The organism is Pseudomonas shirazensis (genome assembly GCF_014268785.2).
In the GTDB taxonomy this organism is placed as follows: domain Bacteria; phylum Pseudomonadota; class Gammaproteobacteria; order Pseudomonadales; family Pseudomonadaceae; genus Aquipseudomonas; species Aquipseudomonas shirazensis.
Genome location: NZ_JABWRD020000001.1, coordinates 848,506 through 866,518, shown reverse-complemented (window position 1 = coordinate 866,518; position 18,013 = coordinate 848,506). Strand labels below are relative to the sequence as shown.

The window sequence follows — 18,013 nt, the reverse complement described above, 5'->3', positions numbered from 1 at the left end:
CGATAACGCCAGGTCCTTGCGGGGCAAGTCTGCTCTCACTACCGCGTGCGGTTGGGTGAGAGTGGGCTTGCCCCGTAGTGCTTTTTAGCCAGATGAATTTTTCTTAAATCGCCGTTTGGCTATTCTTTGGCACAATCGAACCTTAATTCGCCGCCCAGGAACCAGCATGCCCCGCGTACTGACCATCGAAGACGACGCCGTCACCGGCCAGGAAATCGTCGCTGAACTGACCAGCCACGGCCTGGATGTAGAGTGGGCAGACAATGGCCGCGAAGGCCTGGCCAAGGCCATTGCCGGTGGCTACGACCTGATCACCGTGGACCGCATGTTGCCCGAAGTCGATGGCCTGACCATCGTCACCACCCTGCGCAGCCTGAAGATTGCCACGCCGATCCTGATGATCAGCGCCCTTTCCGACGTTGACGAACGCGTGCGCGGCTTGCGTGCCGGCGGCGACGATTACCTGACCAAGCCGTTTGCCTCCGATGAAATGGCTGCCAGGGTCGAAGTGCTGCTGCGCCGTAACAGCGTGCCGATGACCCAGACCCGCCTGCAGGTGGCGGACCTCGAGCTGGACCTGATCAGCCATGAAGCCCGTCGCGGCGAGCAAACGCTGAACCTGCTGCCCACCGAATACAAGCTGCTCGAATACCTGATGCGCCACGCCGGCCAGGTAATCACCCGGATGATGATTTTCGAGGAGGTGTGGGGCTATCACTTCGACCCAGGTACCAACCTGATCGACGTGCACATCGGCCGCTTGCGCAAGAAGATCGACGCTCCCGGCCAGTGCGCACTGATTCGAACCGTGCGGGGCTCGGGCTATGCCATTGCTGAACCCGTCTAAAGGCTGGAGCTCGTCCACCAGTCGCCTGCTGGCGCTGTACAGCTTTCTCTTCGTGGCCTGGAGCAGCATCCTCATGGGGGTGCTGTATTTCGAGGTTTCTAGCTACCTGAACAAGCTCACCCGTCATTCCATGCTGCAGCGTCAGCATCTGTTTGCGCACATGAGCGGCAAGCAGCTGGACGACGCCCTGATCGCCAGCCAGGCTTTCGAAGAGCGCAGTTTCGACGCCTATGGCCTGTTCGACGCACAGCTCAATCCACTGGGCGGGCGTATCCGCGCCATCCCCAAGGAGCTGCGCCTGGACGGCAAGGTGCATGAGCTCAAGCACTGCCTGGACAGCGCCGACCCGGGCATGATCCACGAAACCTGCGACGCGGTTGCGATCAAGGTGCAGGACGGTCGCTGGCTGGTACTGTTCCGCGACAACGGTTCGTTGTTCGTGGTCACGCGAATCATCCTGGATGCGTTGCTGTGGGGTATCTCCCTGACCCTGATACCAGGCTTTGCCGGTTGGTACCTGCTGCGCAGACGGCCGCTCAAGCGGATCCGCGCGGTGCAGGCCAGCGCCGAACTGATCGTTGCCGGCGACCTGACCCACCGCCTGCCACTGTCGGCCCGGCGCGATGAACTGGACATGCTGGCGGCCATCGTCAACGCCATGCTCGACCGCATCGAGCGGCTGATGCATGAAGTCAAAGGCGTCTGCGACAACATTGCCCATGACCTGCGCACGCCCCTGACGCGGCTACGTGCGCAGCTGTATCGGATTCGCCAGCAGAGCAGCGAGGATTCTGCCCAGGCCGAGGCGCTGGATCAGGCCATCGGCGAGACTGACACGTTGATGGCGCGGTTTCGCGGATTGTTGCGGATCAGTGAACTGGAGGACCGCCAGCGCCGCGCCGGCTTCGTCCAGCTTGATCCACAGGCGCTGCTGGTCGAGCTGCATGACTTCTACCTGCCGCTGGCCGAGGACCGCACTATCGAGCTGCAACTGGAGCAGCCAGCGCAGTTGTCGGTGCTGCACGGCGATCGCGAGCTGCTGTTCGAGGCGCTGGCCAATCTGGTCGGCAACGCGATCAAGTTCACCCCTGAAGGTGGCCAGGTGCGCATTGCTGCCAGTCAGGATGCCAGCGGCGTGCATGTAGCGATCGAAGACAGCGGCCCAGGCATCCCGGAACAGGAACGCACCGCCGTACTCAAGCGTTTCTATCGGAGTGAGGAAGGTCATCGCCATCCTGGCTTCGGCCTCGGGCTGTCGATAGTTGCAGCGATCGTTGACTTGCACGGCTTCACCCTGGAAATCGGTGAAAGCCAATGGGGCGGCGCCAGGCTGGTCCTGCACTGCCCGCTCGCCAGCTGAACACCGGGGCCGCATTGCGCGGCCCCGGCACTGCGGTCAGTCAGCCAGGCGCCAGGTGGTGGCGCCTTTGCTGTCCTCAAGCACCACACCCATCGCCGTGAGCTGATCACGGATACGGTCGGACTCGGCCCAGTTCTTGTCAGTCCGAGCCTGCAGACGCGCCTGAATCAGCGCCTCCACTTCAGCGGCGTCGACCTTGCCCTCGGCGCCAGCCCGCAGGAAGTCATCAGCCTCCAGTTGCAGCACACCGAGCACCTCACCCAACTCGCGCAGGCGCGCAGCCAGCCCAGCGGCAGCCTCGACGTCTGTGTCGCGCAGGCGGTTGATCTCGCGTACCAGATCGAATAGCACGGCACAGGCTTCGGGGGTGCCGAAGTCATCGTTCATCGCTACACTGAAGCGCTCGACAAATGCCTCACCGCCCGCAGGAGCGACCCGTGGCAGGCCGCGCAGTGCGTGGTAAAAGCGCTCAAGCGCACCTTTGGCGTCGCGCAGACTGTCTTCCGAGTAGTTGATCGCGCTGCGGTAGTGGCTAGCCACCAACAGGTAGCGGACCACTTCCGGGTGATACTTTTCCAGCACGTCACGGATGGTGAAGAAGTTGTTCAACGACTTCGACATCTTCTCGCCATTGATGCGGATCATGCCGCAGTGCATCCAGGCATTGGCGTACTGCTTGCCAGTGGCCGCTTCGCTCTGCGCGATCTCGTTCTCGTGGTGCGGGAACTCGAGGTCGCTACCGCCGCCGTGAATGTCGAAGCTCTCGCCCAGGCAGCAGGTGGACATCACCGAGCACTCGATATGCCAGCCCGGACGGCCCGGGCCCCATGGCGAATCCCAGCTTGGTTCGCCCGGCTTGACGCCCTTCCACAGGACAAAGTCGAGTGGATCCTGCTTGGCCTCGTCAACTTCGATACGGGCGCCGATGCGCAGGTCTTCGATCTTCTTGCGCGACAGCTTGCCGTAACCGACGAACTTGCCCACCCGGTAGTACACATCGCCATTACCCGGTGCGTAGGCATAACCCTTGTCGATCAGGGTCTGGATCATCGCGTGCATGCCAGCGATGTGCTCGGTGGCACGCGGCTCCTGATCCGGCGGCAAGATGTTCAGGCGGCGCTCGTCTTCGTGCATTGCATCGATCATGCGTGCGGTCAGCGCATCGAAGGTCTCGCCGTTTTCATTGGCCCGGTTGATGATCTTGTCATCGATGTCGGTAATGTTGCGCACGTAAGTCAGCTCGTAGCCACTCTTGCGCAGCCAGCGAGTGACCAGGTCGAAGGCCACCATGCTGCGGCCGTGGCCGAGGTGGCAGTAGTCGTACACGGTCATGCCGCAGACATACATGCGCACCTTGTTGCCATCCAGCGGCTTGAAGGCTTCCTTGGTCTTGCTCAGCGTGTTGTAGATGTTAAGCACGGCGATTCCTTAGCTGCCCCAGGAGTCACGCAGGGTGACAGTGCGGTTGAACACCGGGCGGCCCGGCTGGGTGTCTTTCAGGTCGGCGCAGAAGTAACCCTCGCGCTCGAACTGGAAACGGTCTTCAGGCTGGGCGTTGGCCAGCGAAGGTTCCGCACGACAGCCGCTCAGCACCTGCAGCGAATCGGGGTTGATGTTGTCCAGGAAGCTGCCGCCCTCTTCGGTTTTCTCCGGGTTCGGCGAACGGAACAGACGGTCGTACAGGCGTACTTCGCACTCGACGCTGGCCGCTGCCGGGACCCAGTGAATAACGCCCTTGACTTTGCGCCCCTCAGGGTTCTTGCCAAGGGTGTCCGGATCGTACGAGCAGCGCAGTTCGACGATGTTGCCATCGGCGTCCTTGATCGCTTCGTCGGCACGGATCACGTAGCTGCCGCGCAGACGCACTTCGCCGTTCGGCTCCAGGCGTTTGTAGCCTTTTGGCGGCTCTTCCATGAAATCGTCACGGTCGATGTAAAGCTCACGGGCGAAGGGCAACGCGCGCACGCCCATGTCTTCTTTCGGGTGGCGTGGCAGCTCGAGGTTTTCGACCTGGCCTTGCGGGTAGTTGGTGATCACTACCTTCAACGGCCGCAGTACACACATGGCGCGCGGCGCGGTGCGGTCGAGGTCATCGCGGATGCTGAACTCGAGCATGTTCATGTCGACCACTCCGTCCGAGCGGTTGGTGCCGATCATGTCGCAGAAGTTGCGGATCGAGGCCGGGGTGTAACCACGACGACGGAAGCCCGACAGGGTCGACATGCGCGGGTCATCCCAACCCTGCACGTGTTTCTCGTCGACCAGCTGCTTGAGCTTGCGCTTGGAGGTGATGGTGTAGTTCAGATTGAGCCGGCTGAACTCGTACTGACGCGGGTGCGCCGGCACTGGCAGGTTGTCGAGGAACCACTCGTACAACGGGCGATGACCTTCGAACTCCAGGGTGCAGATCGAGTGGGTGATGCCCTCGATCGCGTCCGACTGGCCGTGGGTGAAGTCGTAGTTGGGGTAGATGCACCACTTGTCACCGGTCTGGTGATGGTGGGCATGGCGGATCCGGTAGAGGATCGGGTCACGCAGGTTCATGTTCGGCGAGGCCATGTCGATCTTGGCCCGCAGCACGCGCTCGCCATCAGCGAACTCGCCGGCTTTCATGCGCGCGAACAGGTCGAGGTTTTCTTCAACGCTGCGCTCACGGAACGGGCTGTTCTTGCCAGGCTCGGTGAGGTTGCCGCGGTATTCCTTGGCTTGCTCCGGAGTCAGGTCGCAAACATAGGCGTTGCCCGACTTGATCAGCTCGACCGCCCAGTCGTGCAACTGGTCGAAGTACTGCGAGGCATAGCGCACCGGACCGGTCCAGTTGAAGCCCAGCCACTTGACGTCGCTCTGGATCGCGTCGATGTACTCCTGGTCTTCCTTGGCCGGGTTGGTGTCGTCGAAGCGCAGGTGACAGGCACCGCCGAACTCTTCGGCCAGGCCGAAGTTGACGCAGATCGACTTGGCGTGGCCAATGTGCAGGTAACCGTTGGGCTCCGGCGGGAAGCGGGTGACTATCTGCGTGTGCTTGCCCGAGTCCAGGTCAGCCTGAACGATCGGCCGCAGGAAGTTTGCAGGGACGGCGGGAGCGCCTTTGGCAGCGGCGTTGGGCGCGTTGTCGGCAGTGGGCTTGCTCATAGGATCCTTGAATGCTGGTGTTCAGCCCGGGTAGGCCGATTGAATCAAAGGGCCTATCATAGCCGAAGCAGTCAAGCTGCTGACAGCCGGGCGCCGACAAAGTGGCGCGATTTATCGCAACCCGGGCAAAATGGCGCCGCGCGCGCTGTGTCGCGGCAAGCCAATCCTGCGTCAGCTGATGTACGCGTGCTGCGCGCAGCCAATTTCTGTATGCCTTGAAGAGTGAATTTGAGCATGTCCCAAGTCAAACTGACCACCAACCACGGCGACATCGTCCTGGAACTGAACGCCGAGAAGGCGCCGCTGACCGTTGCAAACTTCCTCGCCTACGTCGAAGCCGGTCACTACAGCAATACCGTTTTCCACCGTGTGATCAAAGGTTTCATGATCCAGGGCGGCGGTTTTGAACCTGGCATGAGCGAGAAGAAAGACAAGCGCCCAAGCATTCAGAACGAAGCCGACAACGGCCTGAAGAACGACAAGTACACCATCGCCATGGCCCGCACCATGGAACCGCACTCGGCCTCGGCGCAGTTCTTCATCAACGCCTCCGACAACGGTTTCCTTAATCACAGCGGCAAGAACACCCAAGGCTGGGGCTACGCGGTATTTGGCGCAGTCATCGAAGGCAAGGACGTGGTCGACAAGATCGAAGCCGTTGCCACCGGCTCCAAAGCCGGCCACCAGGACGTGCCGAAAGAAGACGTGATCATCGAGAAAGCCGAGATCATTGGGTGATTCTGCTGATCTCTGATCTGCACCTGCAAGAAGAACGCCCGGAGATCACCCGGGCGTTTGTTGACCTGCTCGAAGGTCGCGCGCGCCACGCCAGAGCGCTGTACATCCTCGGTGATTTTTTCGAGGCATGGATCGGCGATGACGCGATGACCCCGTATCAGCAGTCGATCTGCCAGGCATTGCGTAACTTGAGCGACAGCGGTACCGCTATTTACCTGATGCACGGCAACCGCGATTTTCTCTTGGGCGAGGATTTCTGTGCTGCCGCTGGCTGCACCTTGCTCGCCGATCCCAGTGTGGTCGATCTGGGCGGCGAGCCGGTACTGCTGATGCACGGCGACACGCTGTGCACCCGCGACGTCGGCTACATGAAGCTGCGCCGCTATCTGCGTAGCCCGCTGACGCTGTGGGTGCTGCGCCACCTGCCGCTGTCCGTGCGGCTCAAGCTGGCACGCAAGCTGCGCAGCGAAAGCAAGACCCAGACCCGCATGAAAAACACCGAGATTGTCGATGTCACACCCGATGAAGTCCCGCGGGTGATGGCTGCGCACGGCGTGCGCACGCTGGTCCACGGGCATACCCACCGGCCGGCGATCCACAAGTTGCTGGTCGATGGCAGCCCGGCGCGCAGGATTGTTCTGGGCGACTGGGACCGTCGCGGCTGGGCTCTGCAGGTAGATGATCAGGGTTTCCAGCTGGCGCCGTTCGACTTCACCTGAGTCGTCGACGTCGGCTGCAGCACTCACCAAGGCCGCTGTTGCAGGGATCTGCGACAGCGGCCTTGTCTATCCCATCGCTTAATCTGCGCTGCTGACCGGCGCAGCCTTGTCGCGCTCACTGATGACCGACCGCCGATACTGCGGGTCAGCCTTGATCTGCGCTTCAGTGAACGCAAGCGGTGCCAGCTGCTTGGCAGCAAACGCATGAGTTTGGTCGGCATGGTGCGCCGAGGCCGCTTCGCTGGACTGCGAAAACGCCAGCAAGCCCTGAGCCTGCGGCCCTTGCTCGGTGAAGCTGACGATTTGCAGGTAACTGGTGCCGCTGACGACCAGACGCTTGCCCTGCCCCACTGGCACACTGTACATGGCGTTGTAGACCCCCAGCTCCTGCGGTCCGCCTGGCACCGGGGTGCCATCCGCCGCCTGTTGGATTTGCCCCCAGCGGCTGTCTGCGCTTATCCCGGCTTGGTTTACCTGGTCTTGCGCGGCCAGCGCCACCTGGTGCAGCAGCTTGCGTACAGCGGCCTGCTCGACGGCCAACCCACGCGGTGTGTGCTCTGGGTCGGCCGGATCATAGGCCACGCGCCAGCTCTGCGGATGCTCGGCCATCGCTTCGGCGATATGCTCGAAATACAGCAGACCCACGCCGGCATCCACGTCAGCCTTGCCATTCCAGGCTTTGAGGCCTTGGCACAGCTGGGCTACGTCAGCCCCGCCCCCCCTGCACCAATCAAGCAGCTCCGGCAGCAGCAGGCTGGCCAGATAGACCTCATCATCAAACACCATGCCTTGCAGTTCAGCGACGCCGAGCTTGCCACGGCCTTGCAGCCGCTGCAGGGCGAAGCGGCCGCGCATGCTCAGGGGCTGATCATCGCGGCTGACCAGCGGCGAAAAGCCCAGCAACGGCTGCGCCGGATTGCTCATCCGCGCCGGGTCATTGGAGTTCTGCACAAAGTCGCGCCGTTCAAGGCTCGGCAACAGTCGCGCCGGAACGATACCTGACTGCGCCGCCTGTGGGTCGCTTTGCCACTGGCACGTACTGCGCGAGCCATCCAGTACCACCAGCTTGGTGCCGGCTGCCGGGTCGCTGCACTGCGCCAGCGTCTGCTGATCGACATAGGGTACAACCGATTGATTGAGGTACAACGACCGCCCGCCGGCATCGACTGCCAGCGTGTTGACCCAAGGAATCCCTTGCAGTTCAGCAACAGAGCCCCTCAGGGCGTCAAGGCTGTCGGCGCGGTTGATCCGATACCACTGCTGCAGCACGCGGCTGTTGTCCAGATTGGCATCGCGCAGGCTATAGGCGTAGCGGTTGTCCCAGTCAAGCTTGCCTGGCCACTGCACAACCGGGCCGAACTCCGATGTGTAGACGTGCCGCTCGACCTCGCGCAGTGAGCCATCCTCGCCCTTGACCGTTACCCGCAGGGATTGCCGCGCCAGTGGCAGCGACTTGCCATCGAGCAAATAACGGGTTGCATCCTTGGGGTCCAGTTGCAGCCGGTAGAGCGTGAAGTGCTTGGAGGTATCGACCGTATGCGTCCAGGCCAGATGTTGATTGAAGCCGATATTGATCAGAGGCAGGCCCGGCAGCGCCGCCCCCATCACATTCAACCGACCTGGAATGGTCAGCTGCATCTGATAAAAACGCATACCGCCCATCCACGGGAAATGCGGATTGGCCAGCAGCAGTCCGCGACCATTGCTGGAGCGCTCCGAGCCCACCGCTACCGCGTTACTGCCACGCTGCATGGCGAACAGTGCCTGGCGCTCGAGCGCCAGCCTGAAGTCAGCGGCCTGATGCTGCGCAGCGAGCTTGGGTGGTGATGCGCCAACCAGCGCTTCGACGAACTGCCCGGCGCCGCCCTCGGCCAACAAGCGCCGGGTCAGCTTGACCAGATCCAGGCTGGTCAACGGTCGCACCCACTCACCCGCGCCGCACTCCGCCGGCAAGCCTTGCGCCCGCCGCTCGCCAAGCGCGCGATTGAAGCCGCTGGCATAGCCTTCGAGCAGGTTGCGCACCTCCACCGGCTGAGCCTGTAGAAAAGCACTGACTGCAGCGGGCGTGTTGAGCCAGGTGAAGAACAGATCACTGTCGAGGTTGTTGCGCTGCTCAACGGTTTTGCCTTGGCCGCCGAAATAACGCGAGCGTTCGCCGTTGACCGTCAGCACCTCATTGGCCAGCAGGCACAGGTTGTCCTGCGCATAGGCGTAGCCGATACCGTAGCCAAGCCCCCGCTCGTCGCTGGCCAGGATGTGCGGCACGCCAAAGCTGGTGCGACGGATTTCGGCGCTGGCAGCAGCAGCGCTTTCACGGGGCTGGGCCAGCAGGCCGAATACTGCCAACGCAACAACCACGCTCAACTGAGCGGGGCGGCGCAAATATAGGTTCACGGGCGTTCCTTGAGTATCTGAGGTCATCCCGTTGAGACGAATAGCTGGACGAAAATTTTACGCATTGCAGCCGTGCTGACACGTATTGAACAGAATCAGCCGTTTATTTTTCCGGCAAAACTGCAGTTTTTCCAATCTCGTTCGTCTTTATCAATGAGGAACCATGATTTCGGGACAGCCCACGAAAAGGAGCATTCACATGTATCAGCCACAACAGGCCACAGCCAAGCCGAACGGCGCAGCCAATGCCGGCGCTGGGCAACTTGCCGATAGTGAAGAGCGGATTGGCAATGAGCTGATTCGCGAGCTGCTGCGCGCATATGGCCTGCGCACCAGCCTGATCCGACTGAAAGTGATCGATGCCTTGCATGCCGCTGATCGTAACGGTCGCAGTGTCGGTGTGCGCGGCATCCATGCGCAGCTTGAACAGCTCGACATCCCGTTGTCGTTTCTGAGCGTGCGCGAAGTGCTCAAGCGACTTTGCGCCGAGGGCGTGATCAGCCTGGGCGGCGACAAGTGCTACAGCCTCAACCCAGAGGCACGCGCCGTACTCGAGTCGGCTCAAATACGCTGAGCCGCCGGCCGGCCAGGATGGCCGGCCCGCTGGATTCAGGGTTTGACCTTGCGCCGCAACAAACCGTTGATCACCACTACGATCACTGCAATGGCAATGGCGCAGTACTGGAACGTCTGCTCGGTGATCGTTCCCTGCTTTTGCAGGTAGGAAAGCCCCAGCATCATGCCCAGTACCACCAGGATGATCAGGATCGAGTATTTCAGGCGCTGCACGTGTGTCATCGGGAGTTCCTTGCGACATCAGAGACATTGGGCTCACATGGAGCCGAGGCAATGATACAACGGCATCAGGCGCAGGCGTGTATTTCCTGCTGAGCCACATCCGCGTCTCCTGAAAGCATAGGGGTTCAACCCAGCCCATAGGTGCCCCCATGCTGAATACTTGTCTACGCATCCTCACTCTCTGGTTTGCCGCAGCGTCGGCCCTGGCCGTCGAGCGGCCAGCGCTGTCCGATGATCGCCTGCATCAACTGGGTAGGCAACTCGCCCAAAGTGCCGGCTCAAGCCAGTGGCAACAACTGTGGCAACGCGTGCGCAACGCCGGTTACCTGAACCCCGAGGCTGACCAGCTGCATTTTCTGGTGGAGCAACGCGAGCTTCCCCGCCTCGCCCGGGAAACGCTGGCCCACGCCGACCAGACAGGCCTGCGCGGACACGCGCAAGCGTTATACCGAAAAGACTTTGCGCCGACCGTGACAGGACGCATCAACGATCATCCAATGACCGCCCTGTGTTTGCTGGTCGACTACCGAGCACTCCCAGCAAGCATGGTCGACGCGCCCCACGCCTACCTGGCTGGCGTGAGCCTGCTGAGTAGCTATCCCTGTGACTGAGGGCAACCCTACCCATGGCAACTGTTCTGGCAGCGGAGCAAGAAGTTTCAAGGCGTACAGGCGGGCCCTGTTGCATAGTCCTACACCCCAATCTCTCGATCCCTGCGTCAAGCGCACCCAGGAACTACACACATCGGTTCGCTTGACGCCTAGGACTGCCTGCACGGGTCATCGACAATCGAATCACGCCACGGGGCAAAAACCCCGGCATGTTCTACCCAGTCATGGTCACGCACAGCGCAATCCATTACCCCACGAGGGAGCCACACACATGCAAACGCCAGACTTCAGCCGTATCGATATCGCCTTGCTGCCGCACTCACTTCAGTCGCTCATTGAGTGTATCGGCATCGAAAATGCCTACAACCTGACCTGCGCCTATGGTGGGCGCCCCAAGTACATTCCCAAGCATCGCGACCGCACCAAGCTTGCAGAAGTGCTTCCAGGCGCAGCCCTGGACGCGTTGATAAAGCGCTTCGCCGGGGTTGCCCTGGAGATTCCCAAGGCCGACCACTTCCTGCGCCAACTGCGCAACTTGCAGATTCAGCAAGAGAGCGCCGATGGCCTCTCGCGCAGCCTGCTGGCCGACAAGTACGGGTTGAGCCTGCGCCAAATCGGCAACATTCGCCGTCAAGAAACCACGCCCGCTGAGCACCCCTAGTGCTAGCCAAGGAGCTTGATAATGTCTATTGATCCCACACTGGTCGGCTCGGTCATCAACGCCCTGCCCATGGACCGCATGATTTCCGCACCATTACAGGCGATGATCCAGGCCCAGATCAGCGCCAGCAAAGCCTACGCAGACTTCCTGATGGGTGTATGCATTCAGAATGGCAAGGCGGTCGCGATCCAGATCGACTACGACGAAACGCTGGTCGGCGCAGACGGTGAATACCAGGGCGTAGTGCAAAAGAGCCTGAAAGTGCCGTTGCTGGCCGCCGTCACCCACCCCAACATCGTTATCGAAGAAGGTCGGGTCGAGTTCGAGATCACCATCAGCCAGATGGCTGAACTGAGCACCTCCACCGAGCGCGACGCCAGCCTCACTGGTAGCCTCGGCTGGGGCCCGTTCAAGCTTGAAGTCAAAGGTAGCGTCAGCCAGAAGTCGACTCAGGTACGCAAGACCGATACCCGCGCCCGCTACGCGTTCAACACAACCGTCCGCCGCCAGGATCCACCGGAGGCGATGATGCGGGTGATCGACTTTTTGACCGAAGCAGCGACCAGGCCGAGCCTTCTGCCTTCGGCAAACGCACGCAACCCTGGCGACATCTCCCAGGACGACACCCTGCCGCCTGTCGAGCAGGCATGACTGCAACGCCCTGCCGTGAATCCAGAGCCCGGCCTTGATGGCGGGCTTGCCGCCTAGAGGAGCGATGAACTTGGATGACACCCCTACCCCGCCCGCGCCCATGCTCTGCAGTGACCTGCGCGACATCACCCGCGGCCTGCAGGAAGCCGCTGCCGCCACCAACAGCTTGATCGCCCAGCAGTACATCACCCTGTTCGATCAGTTTTTCGATCATGACCCCGACGCCCTCGGCGCACCGATGAAAGCCAAAATGGTCGAGGTAGCCATGGATGGTCAGCACATGATCAGGGTGCCGCTGATTACCTTGGTGGCGCCCAAGGGCCTGGCCCTGGAGCGTATGCAGGTGGACCTTTCGGTCCGGGTAAGGAGCACAGAGATAAAAACTGCGCTGGCCGAAGCGGCCGATGCGCATGCGTGCGCTCGCTTCAAGGTCAGCATTGGAGCACAAGCACGCCGCGGCGATGGCCGCGACCCGGACGAAGTGCAGATCCGCATGCAGTTCCAGGCATGCGAGCCGCCTGAGGCGCTCAATCGTCTGATCGAGCAATACACCAACCTCATCGTACCCACGCCGCGCGACAACCCGCAGCCACCTGGAGCAGACAGCAACGAATATGTCGAGGCGGCCAGCGTACGCTGACCCTCTCGATCAGAAGTCGCGTTTGTAGAAGATATCCAACGAGCTGGCCAAGCCACTGGCCGCCTCCAGATATACCTTCTTGCTCAGCTTGTACCGCAGAGCGATGGTGTTGGCCGGCTCGAATACACCCACCCCATAACGCAGGCTCAGGCGCTCGGTCAGATTGCCACTGGCGACCACGCTGGTGGTGTTGCCCGAGCCTTCGGTATCGAGCTGGAAGTCCTCGATGCCCAGGTTGGACGCCAGGCTGCCAGTGAGCCCGGCGCTGCCGGCAAGGCCCAGACCCAGGGCTGCTTCGGCGAGCATGTTGTTGTCTTCGCCGGAGCCACCCAGCGGCCGCCCCAGTACCAGATAAGACAAGGCCTGCTCCTGGCTCATCGCTGGCTCGGCGAACACCTGGGTGGTCGGCTGCTCAGCGCTGCCACTCAGACGAATACCGGCAATCACATCGTCAACCTGACGAATCGCTTCGATATCCAGGTAGGGCTGATCGATAGGACCTGCGAACAACAGCCGTGCACGGCGGATTGTCAGGCGCTGGCCGTAGGCGCGATACCGGCCATCGGCCAGGCTCAGTTCGCCACGGGTATCCATGTTGTCACCAATGTGCACGTGCCCGCGCAAGTTGGCCGTCAGACCAAAACCATTGAACGACAGTTTGTCCTGGCCGACCTCAACATTGACGTCCATGGCGATGGCCATTGGCGGCGTGCCCTGTTCGGTCTGATTGCCGATAATGACCGTATCGTCGGACACTTTGACCGTGGAGGGTGGAAGCTCACGTACGGTGATTGCACCCTTGGGTACCAATACCTTGCCCTTGACCGCAAGCTGTTCGCCTTCAAGGCTTATGGTCAGGTCAGGGGCTACTTCCAACGTGGCATAAGGCTCGACCGTGACTGGCAGTTGCTGACCCTGCAAGCGCAGTTGCATCGCCAGCGCCTGGCCCCAGGTCAGGTTGCCGCTGAGCTGAGCGCGACCGGCTGTACCGCTGCGCCAGCCTCCTTGCAACTGAACCTGTTCCCCTGCAATCAGCGCCTGCACCGACAGATCCTGCAGGCTGACCGGCAGCTGCGCACCGCTGACTTCGCCGCCAGTGAGGGCCAGAGTGCCATTGACTTGCGGTGCAAGCAAAGAGCCAGACAAACGGCCGCTGCCGTTGAGCTGCCCGGCAAGGCGCTCGACCATTGGCACGAATGGCCGCGCGATCGCCAGGTCGAGCCCGCTCAGACGAAAATCGCCAGACAGCGGCTTGTCCTTGCCCAACGGGTCGAGACGGGTTGTCAGCGCGAGCTCGCCAAGGCGCTCGCCGCGGAAGTTCAGCACCGTGTCGATGCGACGCGGATTGAGCGTACTGTCCAGGCGCAGGACCTGGTACGGGAAATCCAGCCACCGCTGACCATCGCGCACGCGCAAGGTGCCGCCACTGGCATCCACACGTATCGTGCCTTTGGGTCCGGCGGCAGGAATATCCAGATTGATATCGGCATTGAGCTGCCCCTGCCAGGCGAAGTCCTTTGGCATCCACTGTGCCAGGCTCTCGATCGGGAACTGCTTGAGGTGGTAACGCAGTCGCGGCTCCGGCGCCAGGCGCTGGTCTTCGCCACACAGACTGGCCTGGCCCGAGCGCCAGCAATGGGCACCGAAATCCAGCTGACCGTTGGCCAAGCGCTGCAAACGGGCCGGCGCCTGCAACTGCCAGTCCTGCCCGCCAGCTTGAATCCGACCGCTGGCAAGACGACCACGCCAGTCACCCTTGGCCAGTTGGCCGTCGGCAGCCAGGTCGAGCTTGAGCTGCGGGCCCGCCAGCGCCAGCGTCACGGCCTGCTGGCGAATATCGCCTTTGCCGGCAATGTTCAGATCGCCAAGCGAAGTCTCGCCCAGACGAATATTGCCCGCTTTGAGGGTGAGTTGGCCGCGCTGGGCGCTGTCCAGCCGGGCATCGAGATCAAGTCGTTGTACACGGTTGTCTGCCTGAGCCAGTTGCTGCCCCTGCACACTCAAAGTGCCCTGCGGCGCTTGCAGGGTGCCGGCGAGGTCGAGGCGACCTTTGACCTGGCCCTGCAAGCGGGGCCACAGCTGGCCAAGGCGCGGCATATCCAGATCGATCCGGCCGGCCAGGCGCTGCTGCAGGCTACCGCTGCCGTTGATGCGGTTGTCGCCCAATTGGATGGCCAGGGCGCCAAGTGTCCAGCTGTCGCCGGCCCCCTCGGCCTCGGCCTTGAGCACTGCTGGTTGACCGCGCAAGCGGCCTTTGAGGTCGAGCAAGGCGCTCAGTTGCAGGCGCTCGTTGTGCAGTTCGCCCTTGCTGCGCAGAGGCCCGGCGAGCGTGCCTGGCAGCTCGGCAAGCCAGTAGGCTGGATCGAGCGCTGAAAGCTGCAGGTCGACGTCCCAACTGATCTTCTCGGCAAAACCGACGATGACGCTGCCGGCAGCTTTGCCCTGCCCTGCGCTGAGCAGTAATTGCGGCAGGCGTACCTGGCTCAAGTCGCCCTCGAACGGGCTACTCAAATTGAATGCACCGGCCGGGCCGTCCAGATCACCCTTGAACGAACCTTGATAGTTGCCATCGCGGTACTGTACATCCGCAGTCAACCGTTTGAGCACCACTTGCGGCGCTTCTTCAAGCGGATACAGACGCAGCCACGGGAAGTCCTGCCAATCGACTTTGGCATCGGCAATCAGCCCCTGCTGCCAGTCGGCATTGGCTTGCAGTTTGAGCCGTTGGCTGTCGCTGGCGTTCAGGTCCAAAGCATCCAGTCGGGCGCCTTTGGCGTCGACCTTGCCCGCCAACAGCAGACCTATAGGCCCCTGCTCGGCCGGCAGATTGGCCGAGCCGGAGAGCTGGTAGCCCTTGTCCAGATTGCCCACGGCATCCAGCTTGATTTGCTCGAGCTGCAAGGTATCCGGCAGCGTCGCAACCGGCTTGAAGGCGGCCGACTCAAGCCGCAGTCTGGCTGGCAGGTGCTCCGCCAAAGCCTGGAGTTCACCGGTAAGGCGGGCGTTCAGGTAGCCGGTGCTGGTTGCGTCCAGATTGAGTGTCTTCTGCAGCTCGCCGGTGGCATTCAGCGCCAGTTGCCAGGCCTGCCCCTCTACCGGCGGCAGCTGCACGCTGCCAGTCAGTTGCACTGGCCAGTCGCCCTCAGGCTGCACGTCGCCCTGCACGCTCACATGCAGGTCATCGCGTTGCAACTGCAAGGTATCGATGCGCAGGCCATTGTTGCTCCAGTGCGCCGCAAGCTGCAGGTCACCCAGCAGGTCACTGCCATCCAGGCGCAGTTGGCCAAGTTTCACTTCGCCCAGTTCGATAGCCACTGGCAGGCGCAGCGTCGGCAACTGCAGCGGGTTGTTGTCGGCTACGGTTTCACTGGCGGCAAATGCCATGTCGATGCGCTCAGCCTGCAGGCGCTTGATACACAGAGTGGCCCGCAGCAGGCACAGCGGCGACCAGCTCAACTGCGGTGCCTGCACCTCGACCCGGCTGGCGCCGTCGTCCCAACTCAAGCGACTGGCCTGCCAGTTACTGCCAAGCTGGCCCTGGAAGTCGTCGACCGCCAGCCCTGGCACCAGGCCCAGCGCCCAGCGGCTACCGACTTGCGTGCCCAATAGCAGGCTCAGACTCAGTGCGATCAGCAGCGCAAAGCCCAGCAGACTGATTAATATGTACTTCAAAGCACGCGTCACAGCTCAGGCCCCATCGAGAAGTGCAGGCGGATGCCGCCGTCGTCGTCCAGTGCCTTGGCCAGGTCCAGGCGCAATGGCCCGACCGGCGACACCCAACGTACGCCGACACCGACGCCGGTTTTCAGGCTGGGCAGATCCAGCGAGTTGAACGAGTTGCCTTGATCGACAAAGGTCGCGATACGCCACTTCTCGGCCACCGAATACTGGTATTCGGCGCTACCGGCCACCATGTAGCGGCCACCAATACGGTCGCCGTCGCTGTTTTTCGGAGACAGGGTCTGATAGTCGTAACCACGCACGCTTTGGTCGCCACCGGCGAAGAAGCGCAACGAGGGTGGAATCTTGCTCTGATAGCTGTTGGTGGCGCTGCCACCGAATTGCAGCCGGCCGAGCAGCCGGTGATTCTGGCCCAGGGTAGTCAGGCCCTTGAGCAGGACGTTGCCGTGTAGCAGGTTGGTGTCAGACATCAGCCCTTCCTTGGCCACCTGCACATCGAACTGCAGACGGTAACCATTGTGCGGGTCGATGCGGTTGTCACTGCGCAGGTACGAGTAACTTACCCCAGGCATCAGCAGCTTGCTCAAACCGGAGTCATCCCCCAGCTTGTACTCTTCGCGCTGATACTTGAGCGACACCACCCGCTGCCAGCCGCTGGGCAGCTTGCTGTGCCATTCAGGGCCAACGGTGAGCAGCTTGCTGAGGGTATCGGTGCCTGCGATCTCTTCATTCTGGTAGCCACCGGCGAAGCGCAGTTTGTCGGTCAGTGGCGGATCCAGCGGTATGTCATACCACAGGCCGACGTTCTGCCGCGGCGCCGACAGTTCGGTTTCCCAACCATAGCTGTGACCCTGCGGGTTGACCCAATGGCGTGTCCAGTTGGCCTTGCCGCGCGGGCCAACGTCGGTCGAGAAGCCCAGGCCCAGGCCCATGGTGCGTGGTTTGCGGGTATCCAGGCTGACCTCGACCGGGATCTGTTCGCCCACCGCAGCGGTGGGCGCCGCATCGACCCGCACGCCTTCGAAATAGCCGCTTGATTGCAGGTCGTTGTTGAGTTCGGCGATGAGCTCGGAATCATAGGGCGTACCGGCCTTGAACGGCACCATGCGCTGGAGCAGGTCCTGATCCAGCGGCGTGTCGCCGGCAAAGTGCACGGCGCCAAGCTGGAAGCGTGGCCCGCTTTGATACACCAGTTCGATGTCGGCAACGCCGGCCTGCGGATCTACGGCCAGGCGCTGGCTGGTAAAGCGCCCTTTGAAAAAACCGTAACGCGAAGCCTGATTCTGGATCAGGCGCTTGGCGTCTTCATACAGACCATGATTGAGGCGTTCGCCTGGGCGCAGCGCGGCGCTATCAGGCACACGAAAACTCTTCAGCTCGGTGGCCGGGCCCTCGATGCGCACAGTGACATTGCGCAAGCGCACCGGCTCACCGGGGTCAATGCGAATGATCAATTGCGGATGCTGGTCAGGCCCGGTCGGCGCTTTGACCTCGGTGTCGATCTGGGCCTGATAGTAGCCAAGTGCCTGCGCGGCTTTGCGCGCCTGCTCTTCGGCACCGCGACTGAAACGCAGCAACGCGTCCTCGTCACGGTCTCCCAGGCTGCCAATATAGCCTTCGACATTCGCCTTGAGCGCCTTGTTGGCGGGTTTGACCCGCACCAGCAGTTCGCTCTGGGCCCATACTGTGCTGCTGGCGGCCAGGATGATCAGGCCCCAGGTCAATCTTCCTGAATACGTCATGCCGCGCATGCTACCAGAGCTTGGCGCGCAAAGGAGCCG

The 18,013-nt window shown here is 62.0% G+C and carries 15 protein-coding genes; 9 read left to right on the top strand and 6 right to left on the bottom strand.

The features are described from left to right. Positions 1 to 166 precede the first annotated feature (166 nt). A complete protein-coding gene (locus tag HU736_RS03665; RefSeq protein WP_101319013.1) occupies positions 167 to 847 on the top strand; it encodes a response regulator transcription factor in 681 nt (226 codons plus the stop codon). Continuing rightward, positions 825 to 2,207 carry a sensor histidine kinase gene (locus tag HU736_RS03660; RefSeq protein WP_103437182.1) on the top strand — a complete coding sequence of 461 codons (1,383 nt, stop codon included), beginning with the start codon at positions 825 to 827 and terminating at the stop codon, positions 2,205 to 2,207. Before HU736_RS03665 ends, HU736_RS03660 begins: the two co-directional genes overlap by 23 nt. A gap of 36 nt (positions 2,208 to 2,243) precedes the next feature. Here HU736_RS03660 and cysS read toward each other — a convergent pair whose 3' ends face one another. Next, the gene (gene cysS, locus HU736_RS03655; protein WP_186698329.1) at positions 2,244 to 3,626 is read right to left on the bottom strand and encodes a cysteine--tRNA ligase; all 1,383 of its coding nucleotides are present in this window, start codon (positions 3,624 to 3,626) and stop codon (positions 2,244 to 2,246) included. A 9-nt stretch (positions 3,627 to 3,635) separates the two neighbouring features. Then, complete coding sequence (locus tag HU736_RS03650) at positions 3,636 to 5,339, bottom strand: glutamine--tRNA ligase/YqeY domain fusion protein (protein WP_103437180.1); 1,704 nt, start codon at positions 5,337 to 5,339, stop codon at positions 3,636 to 3,638. Between the two features lie 234 nt (positions 5,340 to 5,573). On the opposite strand from HU736_RS03650, the gene HU736_RS03645 reads away from it, so the two are divergent. Both HU736_RS03645 and HU736_RS03640 read left to right on the top strand, forming a co-directional pair. Beyond that, positions 5,574 to 6,077 carry a peptidylprolyl isomerase gene (locus tag HU736_RS03645; RefSeq protein ID WP_103437179.1) on the top strand — a complete coding sequence of 168 codons (504 nt, stop codon included), beginning with the start codon at positions 5,574 to 5,576 and terminating at the stop codon, positions 6,075 to 6,077. Further along, positions 6,074 to 6,796 carry a UDP-2,3-diacylglucosamine diphosphatase gene (locus HU736_RS03640; RefSeq protein ID WP_186698331.1) on the top strand — a complete coding sequence of 241 codons (723 nt, stop codon included), beginning with the start codon at positions 6,074 to 6,076 and terminating at the stop codon, positions 6,794 to 6,796. Before HU736_RS03645 ends, HU736_RS03640 begins: the two co-directional genes overlap by 4 nt. A 78-nt stretch (positions 6,797 to 6,874) precedes the next feature. On the opposite strand, the gene pvdQ is transcribed toward HU736_RS03640, so the two are convergent. Next, a complete protein-coding gene (pvdQ, locus tag HU736_RS03635) occupies positions 6,875 to 9,154 on the bottom strand; it encodes a bifunctional acylase PvdQ (RefSeq protein ID WP_367615288.1) in 2,280 nt (759 codons plus the stop codon). A gap of 235 nt (positions 9,155 to 9,389) precedes the next feature. Here pvdQ and HU736_RS03630 point away from each other — a divergent pair, with 235 nt between their 5' ends. Further along, positions 9,390 to 9,764 carry a fe2+ zn2+ uptake regulation protein gene (locus HU736_RS03630; RefSeq protein WP_186698336.1) on the top strand — a complete coding sequence of 125 codons (375 nt, stop codon included), beginning with the start codon at positions 9,390 to 9,392 and terminating at the stop codon, positions 9,762 to 9,764. Between the two features lie 35 nt (positions 9,765 to 9,799). On the opposite strand, the gene HU736_RS03625 is transcribed toward HU736_RS03630, so the two are convergent. Continuing rightward, positions 9,800 to 9,988: a hypothetical protein gene (locus HU736_RS03625; protein WP_101318997.1), complete on the bottom strand. Its 189-nt coding sequence runs from the start codon at positions 9,986 to 9,988 to the stop codon at positions 9,800 to 9,802. A gap of 149 nt (positions 9,989 to 10,137) precedes the next feature. Here HU736_RS03625 and HU736_RS03620 point away from each other — a divergent pair, with 149 nt between their 5' ends. From HU736_RS03620 to HU736_RS03605, 4 genes are all read left to right on the top strand, one after another. After that, a complete protein-coding gene (locus HU736_RS03620) occupies positions 10,138 to 10,599 on the top strand; it encodes a hypothetical protein (protein WP_186698338.1) in 462 nt (153 codons plus the stop codon). A gap of 271 nt (positions 10,600 to 10,870) precedes the next feature. Further along, on the top strand, positions 10,871 to 11,260 hold the full coding sequence (locus tag HU736_RS03615) for a Mor transcription activator family protein (protein WP_103437175.1): 390 nt from the start codon (positions 10,871 to 10,873) through the stop codon (positions 11,258 to 11,260). A 21-nt stretch (positions 11,261 to 11,281) separates the two neighbouring features. Beyond that, entirely contained in the window at positions 11,282 to 11,911 is a 630-nt protein-coding gene (locus HU736_RS03610; RefSeq protein WP_103437174.1) for a DUF2589 domain-containing protein, read from the top strand. A gap of 100 nt (positions 11,912 to 12,011) precedes the next feature. Further along, positions 12,012 to 12,551 carry a DUF2589 domain-containing protein gene (locus HU736_RS03605; RefSeq protein ID WP_103438763.1) on the top strand — a complete coding sequence of 180 codons (540 nt, stop codon included), beginning with the start codon at positions 12,012 to 12,014 and terminating at the stop codon, positions 12,549 to 12,551. A 9-nt stretch (positions 12,552 to 12,560) separates the two neighbouring features. Here the strand turns inward: HU736_RS03605 and HU736_RS03600 are convergent, their stop codons facing one another. Both HU736_RS03600 and HU736_RS03595 read right to left on the bottom strand, forming a co-directional pair. Continuing rightward, positions 12,561 to 16,235 carry a translocation/assembly module TamB domain-containing protein gene (locus tag HU736_RS03600; protein WP_186698340.1) on the bottom strand — a complete coding sequence of 1,225 codons (3,675 nt, stop codon included), beginning with the start codon at positions 16,233 to 16,235 and terminating at the stop codon, positions 12,561 to 12,563. Beyond that, positions 16,232 to 17,974: an autotransporter assembly complex protein TamA gene (locus tag HU736_RS03595; protein WP_186698529.1), complete on the bottom strand. Its 1,743-nt coding sequence runs from the start codon at positions 17,972 to 17,974 to the stop codon at positions 16,232 to 16,234. Before HU736_RS03595 ends, HU736_RS03600 begins: the two co-directional genes overlap by 4 nt. Positions 17,975 to 18,013 lie beyond the last annotated feature (39 nt).

Excerpts from the sequence above, each read along its gene's own strand:
- HU736_RS03665 (WP_101319013.1), top strand. The coding sequence starts at position 167 with ATGCCCCGCGTACTGACCATCGAAGACGACGCCGTCACCGGCCAGGAA.
- HU736_RS03660 (WP_103437182.1), top strand. The coding sequence starts at position 825 with ATGCCATTGCTGAACCCGTCTAAAGGCTGGAGCTCGTCCACCAGTCGC.
- HU736_RS03650 (WP_103437180.1), bottom strand. The coding sequence starts at position 5,339 with ATGAGCAAGCCCACTGCCGACAACGCGCCCAACGCCGCTGCCAAAGGC.
- HU736_RS03645 (WP_103437179.1), top strand. The coding sequence starts at position 5,574 with ATGTCCCAAGTCAAACTGACCACCAACCACGGCGACATCGTCCTGGAA.
- HU736_RS03630 (WP_186698336.1), top strand. The coding sequence starts at position 9,390 with ATGTATCAGCCACAACAGGCCACAGCCAAGCCGAACGGCGCAGCCAAT.
- HU736_RS03625 (WP_101318997.1), bottom strand. The coding sequence starts at position 9,988 with ATGACACACGTGCAGCGCCTGAAATACTCGATCCTGATCATCCTGGTG.
- HU736_RS03620 (WP_186698338.1), top strand. The coding sequence starts at position 10,138 with ATGCTGAATACTTGTCTACGCATCCTCACTCTCTGGTTTGCCGCAGCG.
- HU736_RS03615 (WP_103437175.1), top strand. The coding sequence starts at position 10,871 with ATGCAAACGCCAGACTTCAGCCGTATCGATATCGCCTTGCTGCCGCAC.
- HU736_RS03610 (WP_103437174.1), top strand. The coding sequence starts at position 11,282 with ATGTCTATTGATCCCACACTGGTCGGCTCGGTCATCAACGCCCTGCCC.
- HU736_RS03605 (WP_103438763.1), top strand. The coding sequence starts at position 12,012 with ATGCTCTGCAGTGACCTGCGCGACATCACCCGCGGCCTGCAGGAAGCC.
- HU736_RS03595 (WP_186698529.1), bottom strand. The coding sequence starts at position 17,974 with ATGACGTATTCAGGAAGATTGACCTGGGGCCTGATCATCCTGGCCGCC.